The organism is Chitinivibrionales bacterium (genome assembly GCA_014728215.1).
In the GTDB taxonomy this organism is placed as follows: Bacteria; Fibrobacterota; Chitinivibrionia; order Chitinivibrionales; family WJKA01; genus WJKA01.
Window position 1 is genome coordinate 24501 of record WJLZ01000182.1, and the last position, 17991, is coordinate 42491.

The window sequence follows — 17991 nt, forward strand, 5'->3', positions numbered from 1 at the left end:
CGGCCGTTCCCCCGGCGGCCAACAAAAGGGTTTACCCTCGATAAAAACCTGGCTGTTGAAATTTACCGATGATGCCTGGGCCGCGACGAGAACTTCGCCGGCCCAGGCGCAGGTTTCAGGACCTCCTTACGTCTGCAATCACCGATGAAGCCGTATTTTCTCTGAACAATGGCTTTCATTATTCTTCTCCCCGTTCATGTGTTTGTGTCAATTCCTTTTTGCCTTCGTCAATAGCCAGGTCCTTCTTGAAAAGAAAGGAGATAAAAACTCCCCATCCAAGTGAAGAGAGAAAGAGAAAACCCAAAAAGTTAACAAATGGTATTAGTATCGTTATGGCACCGGCACAAGCACCGATCAGAAAATGATAGGTCCGCTTTTCGATATTCCATTTAAATTTAAGTGCAATGTATTTGCCCAGAAGGGTTGTGCCGATAACATTGGCAAAATAGAAAAGGGGCACAAAGGCAAGCATCAGGACAAAGGCAAAGGGTATCGTGACAACAAGGGCAAGGCAGAGGACAATAATCGCAGGATACATCAGCACCGGAACGAGTCCCCACAGTGCGGTGTTCCAGAAGGTCCTTTCGGAAAGCTTCTCTTTCAGTTTTCCAAATACCGGAAGGAGAAGAAGTAGACTTCCCACTATAATAAACGAGATGGTAAAGCCTATCAAAATGAAAAACTGAATGGATTTCATTCTTTTGGCAGGAAATTTCCATTCCTTATCCAGTGCATGCTTCTCGTCGATGGTGATCGTTCCGGTGACTCGGGCCCGTTCTTCATCACTCAACTTTTCTTTGGCGCCATAGGTGAAATTACCGTTGATTCTTCCGTTTTCTTCGATGATAATCCTGCCGCCATAGGCAACGACATCCCCATTTATCTCATCATTAATAATTATTTCACCCGCAGCGGCATAGAGATTGCCGTTAAGGGGGCCATCGATTGCAAGTTTAGCGCATCCGACAAAAAGATTCCCGTCAACCACGGCGGAATCACTCAGATGCAGCGACTTACATCCTATAAAACTGTTGTCCATGACCGTACCGTCTATGAGTATATTCATTCCTCCGGTAAAAATGCCATTACCCGTTTCACCCGAGAATATTAATTTTTCGCATAAAGCAAAGAGTGTGAGGTCTGTTCTGCCGCGGAATGTGAGTGCTTTGCCGAGAAAGATAAGGTCTTCAGCCGCACCGGTAAAATTCAGTTCATGACCCAAAAAGAGATAATCCTCTTCGTAAATTCCCGATTCAGTCCTGATACCATCCTCTTCTTCGCAATGCATATGAATTTCTATTGCAAAGGTTGCCAGGCTTATGCAAAGCGCCATCCCGATGCCGGTAATCAATTTAGTTTTCAAATGATCCTCCTTTAATAATCTGGGTGACGTCGACCACTATGGTGTTTTCCATTTATCCGCTGCTTATAAGATAATCCATTTTTTCGTTTTTGATAGATAAAGGTCCATGAGCGGTTTGTTATACAAGATGAATGGTTCGTTCCGGAGAATGAAGGGCGATGAACGTGAGGCTGGTTGGGTTCAGAAATCGATAATCTTTTTTAATAGCTGTGCTTTTCGGCGGGATAAATCGATCTGCATGCCGTTTTTTAATTCAATTGTATACATACCCTGAAACAACCGGTGAATCACGGTGATATGATCAAGGTTAATGATATCGGTTCTGCTTGTCCTGTAAAAACGGCCGCCTCGAAGTTTTTCTTCGTAATAATTCAAATATTTATCGGAGATCAGTTTTTCACTATTGGTATAGAGATAACAGAACCCGTCTTCAAAGGAAATTCTGACAATGTCGTGTGTTGGAATAACTTTTGTTTTCCCGCCGATTTTAATGGTCACCTGTTCCACCGGTTTTACCAAAGAGTCTGAGGGATCGGATTCATCGGTGGCATCTGATGTCAGTTTTGCCTGAATTTTTGCTACTGTTTTTTCCAGCCGTTCATATCGGACCGGTTTCAGTAGATAATCCAGTGCATCGATTTCAAATGCCCTGGCCGCATGTTCTGAATAGGCTGTCTGAAAGACGATCAGTGGCGGTTTCTGAAGGGATTGGAGGGAATTAAAAACCGATATCCCCGGCATAGTGATATCAAGAAAAGCCACTTGTGGCTTGTGGGCAATAATACAATTCAAAGCCTCATTTCCATCTGTCGCTTCGGCGGTAATATCAAATATACCAAATCTACAAAGAAGCTCCCGTAATCGTTCCCGGGCATGACTTTCATCATCTGCAATAAGTGCTGTAATTATTGGCCGAATGATATCTCTATCCCTCCGTCTTTTATTGAAAATGTACCATTGCAGTTTTCAACACGCTTTCTGGTTATGGCTAACCCTCGTCCTTTATCGATCATTGATGGTGTAAGTTTCTTCTCCGAATCGGTGATAACTATTCTGTTGCCGGAATCATCACCGGTAACCGCTATCTCGATAGTCAAAGAGCGAGTATCTGCGATATTATGCTTTATGCTGTTCTCGACCAGTGGCTGGATGATCAAAGGCGGGATAGGAAAGTCGGCTTCTCCTGTAATAGAGTAACGGAGCTTTTCACCAAATCGCAGGGATTGTATTTCCAGATACTTTCTTACATTATCAATTTCCTCTTTAAAGAAGATGCTCATTTTCTCCGACTGATCGAGGTTCTGCCGGAGAAGGTCTGAAAGATTCAGGATAGCCTGTTCTGCCTTTGCAGGCTGTTTTAGAAGATTGAGAATCATATTGAGCGTATTGAAGAGGAAATGGGGGTTTACCTTTGATGAAAGCAATTGCAGCTCCATCTGGTTTTTAAGCGCACGCTCATCACCGATAGCTTTTTCTTTCCGGACCATTACTTCCCGATAGAATATCAGCCCGGAACTGATCACATGAAGGGCGACGATAAAAAGAAAGTTTATGAAGAGAAATGAAAAGGCACCCCGGTCATAATAAATAAACAGGGCCGCTTCAGAATAGAGAATGATTAAAAAACTGATGATACTTACTCCAAGTATAAGTGAGAACGAGATGGCGACGATATAAATGGTTTTCACCCTGAACATGAGTTTCTGAGAAAGGTAACAGGTTCCGATCAAAGAAAGACCCAGAATAAAAGAATTTATCAACGCCATCCGCACAAAGCCCCATATGAAATCCTGGAGTATGAAACATATCATCAGACTGAGAAAAAGACCGGTAACCTGGGTTACCAGAAAGATGGTGGAATAAATGAGGAGGGGGAGTGGATTAGCTGGTTTTTTCATTTTTGTGGGATATTACAAACGTTTTGAATAATACTATCATGATTTTCAGCTTTGGTCATGGTTGTAATATAAATCTGCTATAAATATTTTGGAATCTTTTTTATTGCTGTAATTGGGGTGTCATGCAAAAAGGCTTGCCGAAAGCAAGAACGCAGTGACGATACCTTTACTAAAGACAGTATCAATTTCCGGAATTTCCCGATCAATGACCAGGAATGAATAAGTGTTTACCGGCCTTCGCCGGACAGGGGTTAAGGGCGATACAGGCTTTCCTGAGCGGTATGGGTCATCGCCAGGTATGGCCGCACTCATTGCACCGGTAGGATCGTGCGATAGCCAGGGTGAGGATGCCGATTGTGAGTATGGATAGGATTTTTAGCAGGCTGCTCAGTTCCGTTTCGGAAATATTCTCCGATTCGCAATGGGGGCACGAGGGCTTGTGATTCTCATAGATCCTTTTATCGTATTCTTTTAATAGATCAGCAGCCTCCTGCGCCTGTGACTGCTCGACCCGTATTTTTACTCCCCCTACGGCGCTCCCCAGAAGGGGATTGGCCGCGGTAATACCGCTTTCAACTACTTCAGCCTCGATACCATGAATCTGCAGTTCAAGGCGAGCCATCTCGGCTTCATTCAGCCAATTGTATGATGCTATTTCTTTTTTCATTATCCTTATGCCTTCATTCTGCTGTCCCTTGTATGATTCGATTAAAGGAAGTGCATATTTTCTCGGGAGAGCGATTTTCCTATGAATATAAATAGCGCCCTGTGCTTATGCCGGAATGGGTCTTTGTCTCTTCCAGGACCGGATACGCGTAGTATCAGCTATCCTCTTCTGAAAAAACATTTTTGTCTCATCGCCCCTGAAAAATAAATCTTCTGATAATTTTATGTGTTTTAGGCAAATAAAAATGCTTGAAAAAATCAAAATTATGTGATATCCTTTAAATTCTTTTGTTTTTATGTGGAGCATTGGAAGGCGGATACGAGGGAAGGACTAGCGCGCTTTACATGGAATTTAAACGATTAATAAAGCCGGCGACATATCTGCATCACAAATATTTTTCCCAAGAACAACATTTCGGTATAATTCTCAGCTCGAAAAGGAATGCACTATGAATGATGATGAGATGATTCTGGAACTTGTAGCGGAATCCCGGGAGCATCTGTCGGAGATCGAGCCCGATTTGCTTGAGTTGGAACAAAAGGGGAGTAATGTATCCGATGAGCTGCTCAATCGGATTTTCAGGGCTGTGCACAGCATCAAGGGCGGGTTCGGCTTTTACGGCAAAAAAACCATTGTCGAGTTGTCACATTCCATGGAGAATGTTCTCTCACGGCTCCGGGATCGGGAACTGACTATTGATGCTGAAATAACCGATGCGTTGCTTGAGGGTATCGATAAACTTCGGGTGCTTCTGGATGATATCGATGTTTCGGATGAGGCGTCGATTGAAAAAGAAGTTGCTGCCCTTGCGCCCTATTTAAAGGAAAATGTGAAGGGAAAAACGAGTACGGCCAAGGAGAGCAAACCCAAAGCACAAAGGAAAACGACTGGAAAAAAAGGAAGAAGCGCTTCCGGAAAAAAGACGGAGTCCAAAGCTGAAGAATCCGAAGACCCTCTTGCCGGTGTACGGAAACTGCATTCCGATATAACTGAAGAGTGTATTCAGGAAGCGGTACGTAACGGACAAATGCTGTATCAGGTAACCGTTACGCCTTCCGACAATATTATCAACAGTGATAAGAGCTTCAAGGAGGTTGTCGCTACCTGGGAAAATTTCGGGCCAGTGATCAGCACGACTCCTCCGCGGGAAGTTCTCGAAAAATCATCGCCCTCAGACGATATACTGCAAAAAGATATTTCGGTCATAATTGCAACGGTTCTCGAGCCCGACTTGATTGCCGAAGCACTTGGTATAGGTGAAGAGCAGATTCTGACGCTGGATCTGGCCGATTATAAAAAGAAATATCAGGAGCAGCGACAACAGGAGCGAGAAAAGGGTGGGACCGCTCAGAAGGATTCATCGCAGAAAACTGAAAAAGCGGAGAACGGTCGGAAAAAAGAGAGGGTCACCATTGAAGAAGCTATCCGGGTCAAAACCGGCTTGCTCAATAATCTCATGAACTACGCCGGAGAGCTGGTCCTCGCCCGCAACCAGTTGCTTCAGGCAACCCAGCAAAACCTGGCAAAAAGCGAGAAGGCCGAAGGGATTATTCGCGCCGCGGTTGAAGCTGTCAAGCAGGTCTATGAGGGCCATTGCAAAGAAATAAACAGTGAATTGGGACCGATTCCCCAGGGGTATCTGGATACTGTCGCTAATTCGGTGGCCGGCGCGCTCAATTTCGCGGTCAACGATGTATCCGGGATCAACGGTATTACTCAGAATATCAATATGGTAACGTCGGTGCTCCAGGAAAACATAATGCAGACCAGGATGCAGCCGGTTTCGGTAGTATTCAGCAAGTTCCCCCGGGTTATCCGGGACCTTGCCCGCAAGCTCGGCAAAAACATTGTTCTTCAGCAATTCGGTCAGGACGTTGAGCTTGACAAGTCGATTATCGAGCTGTTGTCGGACCCCTTGACACACCTGGTGCGAAACAGCGCCGATCACGGAATCGAGGCGCCTGAAGAACGGGAGCGTAACGGTAAACCTGAACAGGGGACGATAACGTTGAAGGCATATCAGGAAGGGGGGAAGGTATTTATCGAGATTGTCGACGACGGAGGCGGTATCGATGTTATTCGGGTAAAGCAATCGGCGATTGAAAAGGGGCTTGTGGATGAAGAAAAGGTTTCGGAGCTTACCGACAAAGAGATACAGTCTTTTATCTTTGCCCCGGGTTTTTCATCCGCTAAGGCCGTCAGCGAGGTTTCGGGCCGGGGCGTGGGTATGGATGTTGTCAAATCCAATATCGAAAAACTCGGTGGGACTATCGAACTCAATTCCGAATATGGACGGGGAACGACCGTGACCCTTGCCATGCCCTTGACACTGGCAATTATTCCATCGTTGATAGTTTCTTCCGGCGGGCGACGTTTTGCCATACCGCAGGTAGCTCTTGATGAAGTAGTCAGGCTTCGCGCGGGTGATGTTACCCGGCAAATCGAACGGGTACACAATGCCGAAGTGTTGCGTTTACGAGGAATGCTGCTTCCTCTGGTTCGTCTTTCCGATGTTTTGGGGTTTGAGCCAACATATGTCGACCCGCAAACAGGGGAGCGCCGGGCCGACAGCCGCAAGCGATGGTCCGACCGGAGAGGGCTTCCTCAGGAACAGAATGGTTCTGAGACGCCCGATGAGCGCCGGAAAGGAGCCATCGACCGTCGAAACCGCCTTGCCAACGCGGTGAAAATTGCGGTGCTGCGCGTGGAGGATAATGAGTTCGGACTCGTGGTCGATAATGTACAGGACAGCGAAGAGATCGTGGTCAAGCCGCTTCCGGGATATCTGAAAAAGAGCGCTTGCTTTGCCGGCGCCACTATAATGGGGGACGGCAAGGTGGCGATGATCCTCGATCCGGGCGGTATAGCAGCTATGGCAAATCTTCAATTTCACGAAATTGCCGAAGAAGCAGCGCAGCGGAAGCAGCGGGAAAAGAAAATCCGGCAGGAGAGAGGCGATGAAGCCACGATGCTTCTCTTCTCCCTGGGAGGAGACGAACATTTTGCGGTGGACCTTTCCCATATCGCCCGGATCGAAAAACGGACAGGAAAGGAAATCGAAAGTGTTGGAGCCAGAAAATTTCTCAAGTATGACGACAGTACCCTGGAATTGTTCTGGTTGGAAAATATTATGCCGGTGCAATCCTCTTTGGAGATTGGTGATGAGTTTTTTGTGCTGGTACCGAAAAACACTCAGCGGCGTATCGGTTTTGTTGCCGCCCGGGTTGAAGATACCATGCAGACCCGGTTGGCGCTCGATAAAGAATCGGTGAGCGGTCCGGGTATCAAAGGATCATCGCTGGTAAATGATACAATGACCATTGTCGTGGATATGCCCGGGGTGCTTGACGCAATTGAGCAGCGCTGACGGCGCCGGCAGATCGTATAAGAGAGGGAAGGAACGCTTTATGCAGCATCAATATGCCACATTTTACCTTGGTGACGGAATGTTTGCAGTTAATGTACTTCTGGTGCAGGAAATCAACAGGAATCTTGAGATAACCAACGTTGATCCCTCACCCGACTTTGTGATCGGCCTGATGAATCTCCGTGGACAAATCGTAACAATCCTCGATCTGGGGGTGCGCCTGGGTCTTGAAAAACAGCAAAGGGGTTATGGCTCATGCTGCGTGATCCTCAAGACAAATGCCGATATCAAACTGCTTGACGCTATTAATGACGTCAACGGGCAGACATCTGAAGATATTGTCGGTCTTCTCGTAGACAATGTCGGTGATATGATTGAAGTTGAAGATTCTGAAATTGAAAAACCGCCTGCAAATGTCAATGGTGTTGAAAGTGTATATCTCCGCGGGGTAATTAAGCGTGATGAACAACTTGTGGCCCTCATGGATATGCGCCGGATCCTGGAAATAAGTTGAATTTATTACTGATGTCATTATACAACATGAGAAAGGAATGCCTGGTATGACACTCACGATTAAAATGAAACTGCTGGTGTGGGCATTATTCGGTGTTATAGTTGTCTTTTTAACAGGGTTTATCGGTCTCAACGGTATGAGTTCGATGACCAGAATGCGCAATGAAGTAGAAAAAAAAGAAGATCTTCACAATCAGCTTGTCGAACGGGAAATCGACCACCTTCAGTGGGCACAGAAAGCGGGCAGTTTTCTCCATAAAGGGCATATCAAAACGCTTGATGTGGAAAAAGATTTTCATCAATGCGCCCTCGGCAAATGGTATTACGGTAAAAACAAAGAGACGGTTCTTGAAGAACATCCGGAATTAGAACACGCGCTGGAGCGACTTGAAGAACCCCATAAAGAGCTTCACTCCTCAGTCGTGACAATAGAAGATTACCTTCAAAAGGGGGAGCGAGACAGCGCCGAGCAGGTGTATGCGCAAACAACAATCGATAATTTGAAGGCTGTACAAACCATATTGCATTCCATACAATCATCGCTTGAAGAAGAGATCGGGGTAATTGAAGAAAAGACCGAACGAAGCATACGGCGTACCAGGACCGTTGCCGGAGTGAGTATGGTGCTTTTTGTTTTCATTATTATTGTAGTAGGCTATTTTATCTGGCGGTCGATCAATACCCCGCTCATGCGGACGATCGAGCGGTTGAAAGATATTGCTCAGGGCGACGGTGATTTAACGAAGCGTATGCCGATGAACAAAGTTAACTGTTCTTCGCAGAAGCAGTGCAACAAAACCGATTGTCCCGAATACGGCCGGGAAGCACAATGCTGGGATACGGTCGGTTCCAATGCCCCGGGAGAAATAACCTGTCCGTCAATTTTAACCGGAAAGCTGAAAAGCTGTAATGAGTGTTCGGTCATGCAGGGGGCTATTCGAACAGAAATGGATGAGCTTTCGGCGTGGTTCAATACCTTTATCGGCAGGGTATCGCAAATCATAAAAAAGATCGCCGGAAACGCTGCGACCCTTTCCGGTTCTTCGGAAGAGCTATCCGCGACGTCGAACCAACTTGCCGCAAGCGCCGAAGAAGTGAGCAATCAATCCAACACGGTGGCGTCGGCAAGCGAACAGGCGACCACTAATGTCAATGGTATCGCTTCGGCGGCGGAAGAGATGTCGTCATCGGTCAATGCGGTGGCGTCATCCATTGAAGAAATGAATGCCTCGCTCAATGAAGTGGCGAAAAGTTGTCAGAAAGAATTGGATGTTGCAAAGGACGCCAATACAAAGGCGTCGTCAACAAAACTTCAGATGGAAAAACTGGGGACATCTTCAAGAGAAATCGGTAAAGTGGTCGATACAATCAAGGATATTGCCGACCAGACCAACCTTTTGGCGCTCAATGCCACGATCGAAGCCGCCTCCGCGGGCGAGGCGGGCAAGGGATTTGCCGTTGTTGCCAATGAAGTCAAAGAACTTGCCAAGCAAACCGCCGAGGCTACCGATCAGATCGGCAGGCAGATCGAACAGATACAAAACGATACCGGAGAATCGGTAAGCGCAATCGATGAAATTGCCGGTGTGATAGAGCAGGTTACCGAGATATCCCAAACCATTGTCAGTGCAGTCGAAGAGCAGTCGTCGACGGTGAGTGAGATATCGGGCAATGTCGGCGGCGCAGGCAATGCGTCATCGGAAATAGCCCGGAATGTACAGGAGTCGGCAAGCGGTTTGACCGAAATCTCATCGAATATTCAGGGGATCAATGCTGCCGCGGGTGATACGGCCAAGGGAGTCGGCCATATAAGCGACAGCGCCCGGGAGCTTGCAAAACTTTCGGCCCAGCTAAAAGATATTGTAAAGCAATTTAAAATATAGGTATAATGGGTGAGATACAATGAATCGATCGACTTGCGTTTTAAAGAATAGAAAATGTACCTGATAAATTTTTCCGAGGAGATGAGATATGGCACGTCATGCTAGTCCCGGGCCGGCATTGTTCGGGAACATTGTGAATCGTTTCACCGGCAGCGGAAAAACCGTTCGCGGAAAGCTTTTTCTCCCTGTCTATGTGCAGATTGCGGGCCTGATTGTGGTCGCCGCCGTTATAGTGTTCTCCCTTCGTTCGGCAAAGAAAAACCTTCATCGGACAAATACTATTACGACACTGTCGACGGAGGTCAAATCACTGATTGAGCTTTCGGTTGAACAGTATTTTAATGCGGTTCCCTCGTCGGAGCGGGAAGAAGCGTTTCTCAGGAGTCTCAGTCAATCGGCACAGCATTTCGATGAAGCCCATATCAAAGTGGACCCGGATGAAATACGGCAATTATTCGTGGAAATCGGCGAGAAAAAGAGACAAAATCAAAATATCGAAAAAAAGGTCATGAAACTGTCGAACGCATCGATAGAGCAATCTGACGGCTATATCCGTCAGGTGGTCGAAAAAATGATAAAACAATCGCAGTATGTCAGTCCTCTTGAGAAGCAGGTGATTGTCGGCGCCAATATTAATACCAGCTCGAATTTGAAAATCCAGAACCTCTTTTCCCGCATCGTTTATGACCCGTCGGCAAAACAGGAACTCCAAGCATTCCTCGAACAAGCTATGGAAAACGTTGAAGTTGACAAGAAGAGGTTGGCCGGCACGCCTTTTCAGCACATGGCTGAAGCCGCCGGTGAATCGAACAGGCAGATGCAGGCCCTGGCGGGAGAGTATACGACCAATATCGAACATATAAATTCCGCATATAATAAACTGTTTTCCAGGCTTTCATCGGTAGACAAGGCATTGATGAATACAAAGACCGAATTGCAAAAGAGCACTGTCTCGGTAATCAGTACGTCATTTCTGCTCATCGGGATAACGGTAATTGCGGCAATCGTCGTTGTGGTTCTCCTCAACAGCGTTCTGGGAGTGCAGATTTCAAATTCGCTCGGGAGAATGTCGGGAATGTTGCGTGACATTTCGGAGGGAGAAGGCGATTTGACAAAGCGCCTGGAATCGGACTCCGGGGATGAGATCGGTGACATGGCCCGCTATTTTAATAATTTTGTAAACAAATTACAGGGCATAATCACAAAAATTGCCGGTGATGCCGAAAGTGTTGCTTCATCTTCCAGTGAATTGTCGACAACATCGGTTCAGATTGCATCCCATGCCGATGAGATGAATTCTCAGTCAACTACTGTTGCCTCGGCGGCAGAACAAGCGACCGCCAATGTGAATGGTATAGCTTCTGCGGCCGAAGAAATGTCGACATCCATGAGCACCGTCGCATCATCGATTGAAGAAATGAGTGCTTCTCTCAATGAGGTAGCGAAAAACTGCCAAAAAGAACTCGCTGTTGCCCGGGACGCCAACAGCAGGGCTTCGGCAACAAGGCAACAGATGGAAAAAATGGATGCATCTTCCCGGGAAATCGGCAAAGTGGTCGATACGATTAAAGACATTGCCGATCAGACTAATCTTTTAGCGCTCAATGCCACGATCGAAGCGGCTTCAGCCGGCGATGCCGGTAAAGGGTTTGCCGTTGTTGCCAATGAAGTCAAGGAGCTTGCAAAGCAGACCGCGCAGGCAACCGATGAAATCAGCAGGCAGATCGAACAGATGCAGAGCGATACTGAAGAATCGGTGAATGCGATCGAGAAAATCGCCGAAGTTATCGAACAGGTTACCGAGATTTCGCAGACCATAGTGAGCGCTGTTGAAGAACAATCGGCTACAATCAATGAAATATCCGGCAATGTGGGCGGCGCGAGTAATGCATCGTCGGAGATCGCGCGCAATGTGCAGGAATCGGCCAGTGGGCTATCCGAAGTCTCTTCGAATATACAGAGTATCAACACCGCTTCGGGCGAAACCGCACAGGGGATGGAATTGATAAAGGAGAGTGCTCAGGGGCTCTCGCAACTTGCCGAACAACTGAACCAGGTGGTGAACCAGTTTAAAGTGTAAAGGAAAAAACCGGAAGAAATAGATTCATGGCCCTACGCACACTTATAATCGACGATACCATTATCTGGCGCAAACTCGTGTCGGATATCGCTGGAGAGTTCGCGGATCTTGAAATTGCGGGCACAGCGCCCAACGGTGAGATTGCCCTGAAAAAGATGGAGCAAAATCCGGTTGATCTGGTGTTTTGCGACGTTCACATGCCGGGTCTTGACGGGGTGGAGACCCTCAAGCGCATCCGGGACGAGTGTCCGCAAACGCTCGTGGTCATGATGAGCGGGATCAGTACCCGGAATGCGGATGTAACGATCAGGGCCCTTCAGATGGGAGCGATCGATTTTATTCGCAAGCCGGACGGCAGAGCGCCAGAAGAAAACAGGGAACGGCTCCGCAAGGATATCGCATCGGTCCTTCGTCTGGCGCGGATCAAAATAAACACCATGGGAATTGACAAGAGGGTTTCAGGTAAGGTTCAAAAATCCGCTGCACTCGCCGGGGCGGTAACAAAAGCTCCGGTTCCCCGTTCCTTCGCTATTGTCGCTGTCGGCGTCTCGACCGGCGGACCGGAAGCGCTCAGTAAGCTTATCCCCACGTTGCCCGCCTCGTTGCCTGTCCCGGTTTTACTGGTCCAGCATATGCCGCCGTCATTCACTCGGTCCCTGTCCGAAAGTCTCGACCGGAAATCGGCGCTTACCGTGGTGGAGGCTGAAGAACATATGGAGGTGAAAAAAGGAACAGTTTATATCGCACCGGGTGGAAGGCATATGACTGTTCGGGAGAAGGACAAGAAAGTGGTAATAGGGCTCAATGACAGTCCGCCGGAAAATTCCTGCAGACCGTCGGTGGATGTTCTGTTCCGATCGGTGGCAAATCTTTACGGCAACAGAGGTGTTCTTGCTGCTGTCCTGACCGGAATGGGAAGTGATGGCGCGGCAGGGGTTCGGGCACTGAAGCGAAAAGGGTGTTTCTGTATTACCCAAGAAGAAAAATCCTGTGTGGTGTACGGCATGCCCCGGGCGGTCGATGAAGCAGGGATGTCGGATCTTTCGATCCCCATTGAGAGCATTGCCGAAATAATGGCGCGAAAGACCGGTAGCAGATGAATGAATGTCGAAACTTTTCGAGCTGCTTTGCAAAGCGGAGCGTCAGAGAATGACCATAAGCCATAGCAAACGTGAGAAACTATCATGAGCGTCAAAATTGATCCTACCGAATTCCGATTGATGCGTGATTATATCGAGCAGCAGTGCGGTATTCATGTGGGTGATGAAAAGATGTACCTGGTTGAAACGCGGCTGACAACCCTTATGGCGGAACAGGGGTGCAGCGATTTCAGAGAGCTGCATCGCAAAGCCCTGAGCGATTCGAGCAACAAGCTCCGGGACAAAATTGTCGATGCCATGACTACCAATGAAACACTCTGGTTCAGAGATAGCGCGCCTTTTACTATCCTGCGTTCGGTGCTCAAAGAAATGGCTGAAGACCTGAATGCGGGGAAACGCAGAGAAATACGCATCTGGTGTGCAGCATGCTCAACCGGACAGGAACCATACTCTATTGCAATGCTTGCTAAAGAATTGGAGCGGCAAAATTCAAAATTTCCTCCGGCTACAGTAAAGATACTTGCCACCGATATCTCGCCGACCGCGCTTTTTCTTGCCATGAGCGGAAGGTACGATTCGTTTGCAATTTCACGGGGACTTTCGGAAGAATACAAGTCGAGATATTTTTCATTTGACGGCAAGGTGTGGACAATAGATAATAAGATAAAGTCGATGGTCACGTTCAAAAAACTCAATCTTCAGGACCGCTTTGATAATCTTGGCAAACAGGATATTGTATTTTGCCGTAACGTGCTCATATATTTCAGTGATGACTTTAAGCGCGATATACTGCAAAAGATTCATGATATGCTTTCCCCCGGCGGCCTTCTTTTTGTCGGCGCCTCGGAATCCTTGATGAATTACAGTAAAGGGTATCGCATGATCAGGGAGGGACGGGGTATTTACTACCGGAAAGAATAGAAAAATGGATCGAATGCTGAAGACAACAATCAAGAAAGGACTGCCTGATGCGTGTGCTTTCTGTTGATGACGCGAAATCGACCAGGGAATTCATACGAAATGCCGTTGATGTTCTGGGGTTCGAATTTCTTGAGGCCGGTAACGGCCGCGAAGGGCTGGAGGTGCTCGAACGGGAAGAAAGCCGGGTCGATCTGGTATTACTCGACTGGAATATGCCGGTTATGAACGGCATGGAGATGCTGAAAAAAATGAAAGAAGATAAACGGTTCCGTACCATTCCGGTTACCATGGTAACCACCGAGATAGAGCGCCCTAAAGTTATTCAGGCTATCAGTTCGGGCGCAAAAAATTATGTCATGAAACCTTTCACGCAGGAAGAGCTTGCCACCAAAATTATGGAAGCGCTTGGGATGGGGCTCTAACCGGCAATACAGCATTTGAGCGAGGTAGTCAATGGATGTAAAGTACATCAATCCCTTTATTCAGTCGACGATGGAGACCTTTCAGAAAATGATGAATACCGAGGTCAGCCCGGGAAAACCGATACTCAAGAGCGCGTCAACCATGAAGTTCGATGTCTCCGGGATTATCGGTCTTTCAGGCGAGGCGCAGGGGTCGATAGCGATTTGTTTCCCCAAGGTCGTGGCCCTGAAAACGGTTTCCGCCATGCTGGGAATGAGTGTCAAGGTTGTGGGTGAAGAAGTCAGGGACGGCGTGGGGGAAATCGCCAACATCATCGCGGGATATGCCAAGCAATATCTTCATGAATACAGCGTAACTATTTCTCTGCCGAAGATTATTATGGGTAACGGCCATGTCGTGACTAACATAAAAGGGGTGCCGGCATTTATCGTGCCCTTTGAAAGCGCTCTCGGCGTCTTTGCCATGGAGGTTGCCCTGGTACCGGGAAAATAGAGATTTATACTTACTCTTCAGGAGAGCCCTATTATGAAATTACTACTTGTTGATGATTCCACGGTTATGCGCAGGATGATGAAAAACCAGCTTGGTCAGTTGGGCGTTACCGATACCGTTGAGGCTTCAAACGGGCAGGAAGCGCTCGAGGTGCTCGCAAGCAATATGCCGGTTGACATTATTCTGCTCGATTGGAATATGCCGGTTATGGACGGCATGACATTTTTAAAAACAGTGCGTGCCGACAATACATATAAAGATGTAAAAATTGTCATGTGTACATCGGAGTCGGAAAAGAGCAAAGTTATTGTAGCAATGAAAGAGGGGGTCAATAATTATATTGTTAAGCCCTTTACCCCTGAAGCTTTGCAGGAGAAGCTTGGCCTGTAACAGTCCCGAAAAGCGACATGAACATGGAAAAACAACGCAGCGAAATTATCGCACGCCTCTCGTCGATAGAGGGGCTTCCCAGCCTGAGTAGTACTATGGTGAAGCTCAAGGAGCGGGTGTGTAACACCGATACTTCGCTGGCGGGATTCGGCGAAATCGCCGCCATAATTGAGCAGGATGTCGGATTGGCGATGAAAATCATGCGAATGGCTAATTCGGTGCATTATACCGGAAAATATGGAGATATCAGCAGTATCGATCAGGCAATCAGCCGTCTCGGGATAGACATGGTTTGCAGGTTATGTCTTGCTGCCGCGGCCATGGAGCTTTTTCCGGTTTCATCCAATCTGATATCACTCTCCGATTTCTGGCGCCATTCCATCGGTGTTGCTCTGACGGTGAGGCAGGTAGGGGAACGTCGTCGATTAGTTGACAGTGACGGATATATTGCCGGATTGTTTCACGATATCGGGATACTGGTGTTAGACCGTCATTTCTATGAGGGGTACGCCGAGGCCCGGAATGTTGCGAAAAAGGAAAACATACCAGTTTACGAAGCAGAAAGACGGTCCCTCGGGATCGACCATGGTGAAATCGGGGGGCTCCTCTGCCGACTGTGGCGCCTTCCCGAAGACGTTGCTACCGCGGTTTCTTTTCACCATTTTCCCGAAAAGGCCCCGGAACCATTTGTCGACTTGACCCAGGTTGTTCATCTCAGTGATTTTGCCTGTTCGGCCCTTGGTGTTTTCGAGCCGGGTGACCTCCAACTGCAGGAGTGCAGTTTTTCAGCATGGGACAACCTCGGTATCGGTATGGAAGAAATGCGGAAAATCATCGAATACACCGAGTCCCGTATTGCCGAAACCGATACCTTTGTTGCATTGTCGCAGAAACTGGGGAGTTCCCCGCGGCGTTAACGATCTGCGGAGTTCTCCTGTTGCAACGGTCTTCTGTCGAGCAAAAAGCAATCGATTATATATTTTTCTTCTCAACAATCTCACCCAGCGTACAATATTTCCGATAGAGGTCCTGGTATATTTTTGCCTTGTCGGGACGGGGGTGATAGGTTGTTTCGAAGCCGTTGCCCATTGCTTTCTGGGCCTGCTGTATGGTGGGATAGAGGCCTGCCGCGGTTGCCGCGCACATTGCCGAGCCGAGTGCGCATGCCTGGTCCGATTGTGCCACTTTGATACTCATATTGATAACATCCGCGACCGTTTGCATGACAAAGGGTGATTTTTTCGCCACGCCGCCCAGAGCAATGACTTCCTTGATTGTCACGCCTTCGTCAACAAACCGTTCTATAATCTTTTTAGCGCCAAAGGCGGTGGCTTCAACCAGTGCCCGGAAAATGGCCGGCGCGGTGCTTCCGAGATTGAGGCCGGCAACCGCGCCTTTCAGCATCTGATTGGCGTCGGGAGTACGGCGGCCGTTCATCCAGTCGAGCGCGATAATCGAAGATTCCTCAACCGAAATTTTTTCGGCGGCTTCGGTGATCAACGGAATAAGCGCATCCGTTGTTTCCGCAACCAGCTTTTCGCCGGCGCCATTGTCAAGGGAGGAGCTTCGGGCAACAACATTCAGCACCGGCCACATGAGGACCTCCCTGAACCAGGCATAAATGTCGCCGAACGCCGACTGTCCGGCTTCCATGCCCAGCATGCCCGGGATTATGGAGCCGTCAACCTGACCACAAATCCCTTTAATGAGCTTATCACCCGTTTCTTCCATGGGAGCAATGAGCATATCACAGGTTGAAGTTCCCATTACTTTGAGCAGCACATGGGGCGCGATTTCTCCACCCACCGCGCCAAGATGAGCATCGAATGCGCCCACACCCACGGCAATACCGGGTTGCAGGCCAAGTTTTTGTGCCCATTCATCGCAAAGTGCGCCGGCCTTTTGATCACAGGTAAAAGTTTCGGTATAGAGTCGGTCCCGCACGCCTTGAAGTAAGGGGTCGAGTTGTGTCAGAAAATCTTCGGAGGGAAGCCCGTTCCAGGACCGATGCCACATGGCCTTGTGACCGGCTGCGCAACGGCTCCGCCTGAGCGAGAGTGGATCGGTGTTGCCGGACAACAGTGCCGGAAGCCAGTCACAGTGTTCGACCCATGAATAGGCGGCGTCACGTACCTTATCATTAATCCGGAGGACATGGAGCATTTTTGCAAAGAACCATTCCGATGAATAAACGCCGCCTTCATACATGGTATAATCCACCCCGCCCCATGATTTTGCACAGGCATTGATTTCATCGGCTTCTTTCACCGCGGTGTGGTCTTTCCAGAGAATAAACATGGCGTCGGGATCATCCTTAAATTCCGGGGTGAGGGAGAGGGGAGTACCCTCCTTATTGACCGCGACCGGCGTACTGCCGGTCGTGTCGATTGTCAGGCCGCGAACATTGCCCGCGGCGTCGGCGGGCGCATTCCCGAGCGTCTCCTTTACCGTCTTTTCGAGGCCTTCCAGATAGTCGAGAGGGTGCTGACGAAACTGGTTTTGTGATGGGGTACAGTACCGTCCTTCAGACCATCGCGAATAAGGACAAACCGACGACGCCGCTTCGCTGCCGTCGGACGCATTTATCAGAACAGTCCGGACCGAGTCGGTGCCATAATCGATACCTAAAACGTAATTTTTACTCATAGCTTACCCTCTTGGATATACCCGTTATGGTACAAAAAATGCTTAAGAGTCCCTAACAAAATGAAATCCTACTCCGGCCGGCTGCTAAAACCCATTGGCTTCGTTGGGCTGCATCGCCATATCTCAGCGGATATGTCTGCTTCGCCTGCCTCGCCACTGGGTCTTCTCGCTCAGCCATCGTTACGTACCTCATTTTGTTAGGGACTCTAAGATGCTTATAATATACAAATTGTCGAGGGTATGGGCAG

15 protein-coding genes are annotated in these 17991 nt (G+C 48.2%); 10 read left to right on the forward strand and 5 right to left on the reverse strand.

What is annotated here, in order from left to right; genetic code table 11:
- Positions 1-178: 178 nt before the first annotated feature.
- From GF401_15850 to GF401_15865, 4 genes are all read right to left on the reverse strand, one after another.
- Positions 179-1363 (reverse strand): hypothetical protein, encoded by a 1185-nt coding sequence (locus GF401_15850; protein MBD3346528.1) that lies wholly within the window; start codon positions 1361-1363, stop codon positions 179-181.
- Positions 1364-1543: 180 nt separating this feature from the next.
- Positions 1544-2155, reverse strand: coding sequence for a response regulator (locus GF401_15855; protein ID MBD3346529.1), 612 nt, complete (start codon positions 2153-2155; stop codon positions 1544-1546).
- A gap of 113 nt (positions 2156-2268) precedes the next feature.
- Positions 2269-3261 carry a hypothetical protein gene (locus GF401_15860; GenBank protein ID MBD3346530.1) on the reverse strand — a complete coding sequence of 331 codons (993 nt, stop codon included), beginning with the start codon at positions 3259-3261 and terminating at the stop codon, positions 2269-2271.
- Between the two features lie 286 nt (positions 3262-3547).
- Positions 3548-3928 carry a hypothetical protein gene (locus tag GF401_15865; protein MBD3346531.1) on the reverse strand — a complete coding sequence of 127 codons (381 nt, stop codon included), beginning with the start codon at positions 3926-3928 and terminating at the stop codon, positions 3548-3550.
- A 448-nt stretch (positions 3929-4376) separates the two neighbouring features.
- Here GF401_15865 and GF401_15870 point away from each other — a divergent pair, with 448 nt between their 5' ends.
- The 10 genes from GF401_15870 to GF401_15915 all read left to right on the forward strand — a co-directional run bounded on the left by GF401_15870 (position 4377) and on the right by GF401_15915 (position 16014).
- Entirely contained in the window at positions 4377-7295 is a 2919-nt protein-coding gene (locus GF401_15870; GenBank protein MBD3346532.1) for a hypothetical protein, read from the forward strand.
- Positions 7296-7335: 40 nt separating this feature from the next.
- Complete coding sequence (locus tag GF401_15875; protein ID MBD3346533.1) at positions 7336-7809, forward strand: hypothetical protein; 474 nt, start codon at positions 7336-7338, stop codon at positions 7807-7809.
- A gap of 37 nt (positions 7810-7846) precedes the next feature.
- Entirely contained in the window at positions 7847-9691 is a 1845-nt protein-coding gene (locus GF401_15880) for a hypothetical protein (protein ID MBD3346534.1), read from the forward strand.
- An 88-nt stretch (positions 9692-9779) separates the two neighbouring features.
- On the forward strand, positions 9780-11771 hold the full coding sequence (locus GF401_15885) for a HAMP domain-containing protein (GenBank protein MBD3346535.1): 1992 nt from the start codon (positions 9780-9782) through the stop codon (positions 11769-11771).
- A 26-nt stretch (positions 11772-11797) separates the two neighbouring features.
- Positions 11798-12871, forward strand: coding sequence for a chemotaxis-specific protein-glutamate methyltransferase CheB (gene cheB, locus GF401_15890; GenBank protein MBD3346536.1), 1074 nt, complete (start codon positions 11798-11800; stop codon positions 12869-12871).
- A gap of 84 nt (positions 12872-12955) precedes the next feature.
- Positions 12956-13792 carry a chemotaxis protein gene (locus GF401_15895; GenBank protein MBD3346537.1) on the forward strand — a complete coding sequence of 279 codons (837 nt, stop codon included), beginning with the start codon at positions 12956-12958 and terminating at the stop codon, positions 13790-13792.
- Positions 13793-13839: 47 nt separating this feature from the next.
- Positions 13840-14214, forward strand: a complete 375-nt coding sequence (locus tag GF401_15900) for a response regulator (protein MBD3346538.1) — start codon at positions 13840-13842, stop codon at positions 14212-14214.
- 31 nt (positions 14215-14245) lie between these two features.
- The gene (locus GF401_15905) at positions 14246-14707 is read left to right on the forward strand and encodes a chemotaxis protein CheX (GenBank protein MBD3346539.1); all 462 of its coding nucleotides are present in this window, start codon (positions 14246-14248) and stop codon (positions 14705-14707) included.
- A 33-nt stretch (positions 14708-14740) separates the two neighbouring features.
- Positions 14741-15097, forward strand: coding sequence for a response regulator (locus tag GF401_15910; protein ID MBD3346540.1), 357 nt, complete (start codon positions 14741-14743; stop codon positions 15095-15097).
- A gap of 17 nt (positions 15098-15114) precedes the next feature.
- Positions 15115-16014 carry an HDOD domain-containing protein gene (locus GF401_15915; protein MBD3346541.1) on the forward strand — a complete coding sequence of 300 codons (900 nt, stop codon included), beginning with the start codon at positions 15115-15117 and terminating at the stop codon, positions 16012-16014.
- 55 nt (positions 16015-16069) lie between these two features.
- Here the strand turns inward: GF401_15915 and GF401_15920 are convergent, their stop codons facing one another.
- Positions 16070-17743 carry a ribulokinase gene (locus GF401_15920; GenBank protein MBD3346542.1) on the reverse strand — a complete coding sequence of 558 codons (1674 nt, stop codon included), beginning with the start codon at positions 17741-17743 and terminating at the stop codon, positions 16070-16072.
- Positions 17744-17991 lie beyond the last annotated feature (248 nt).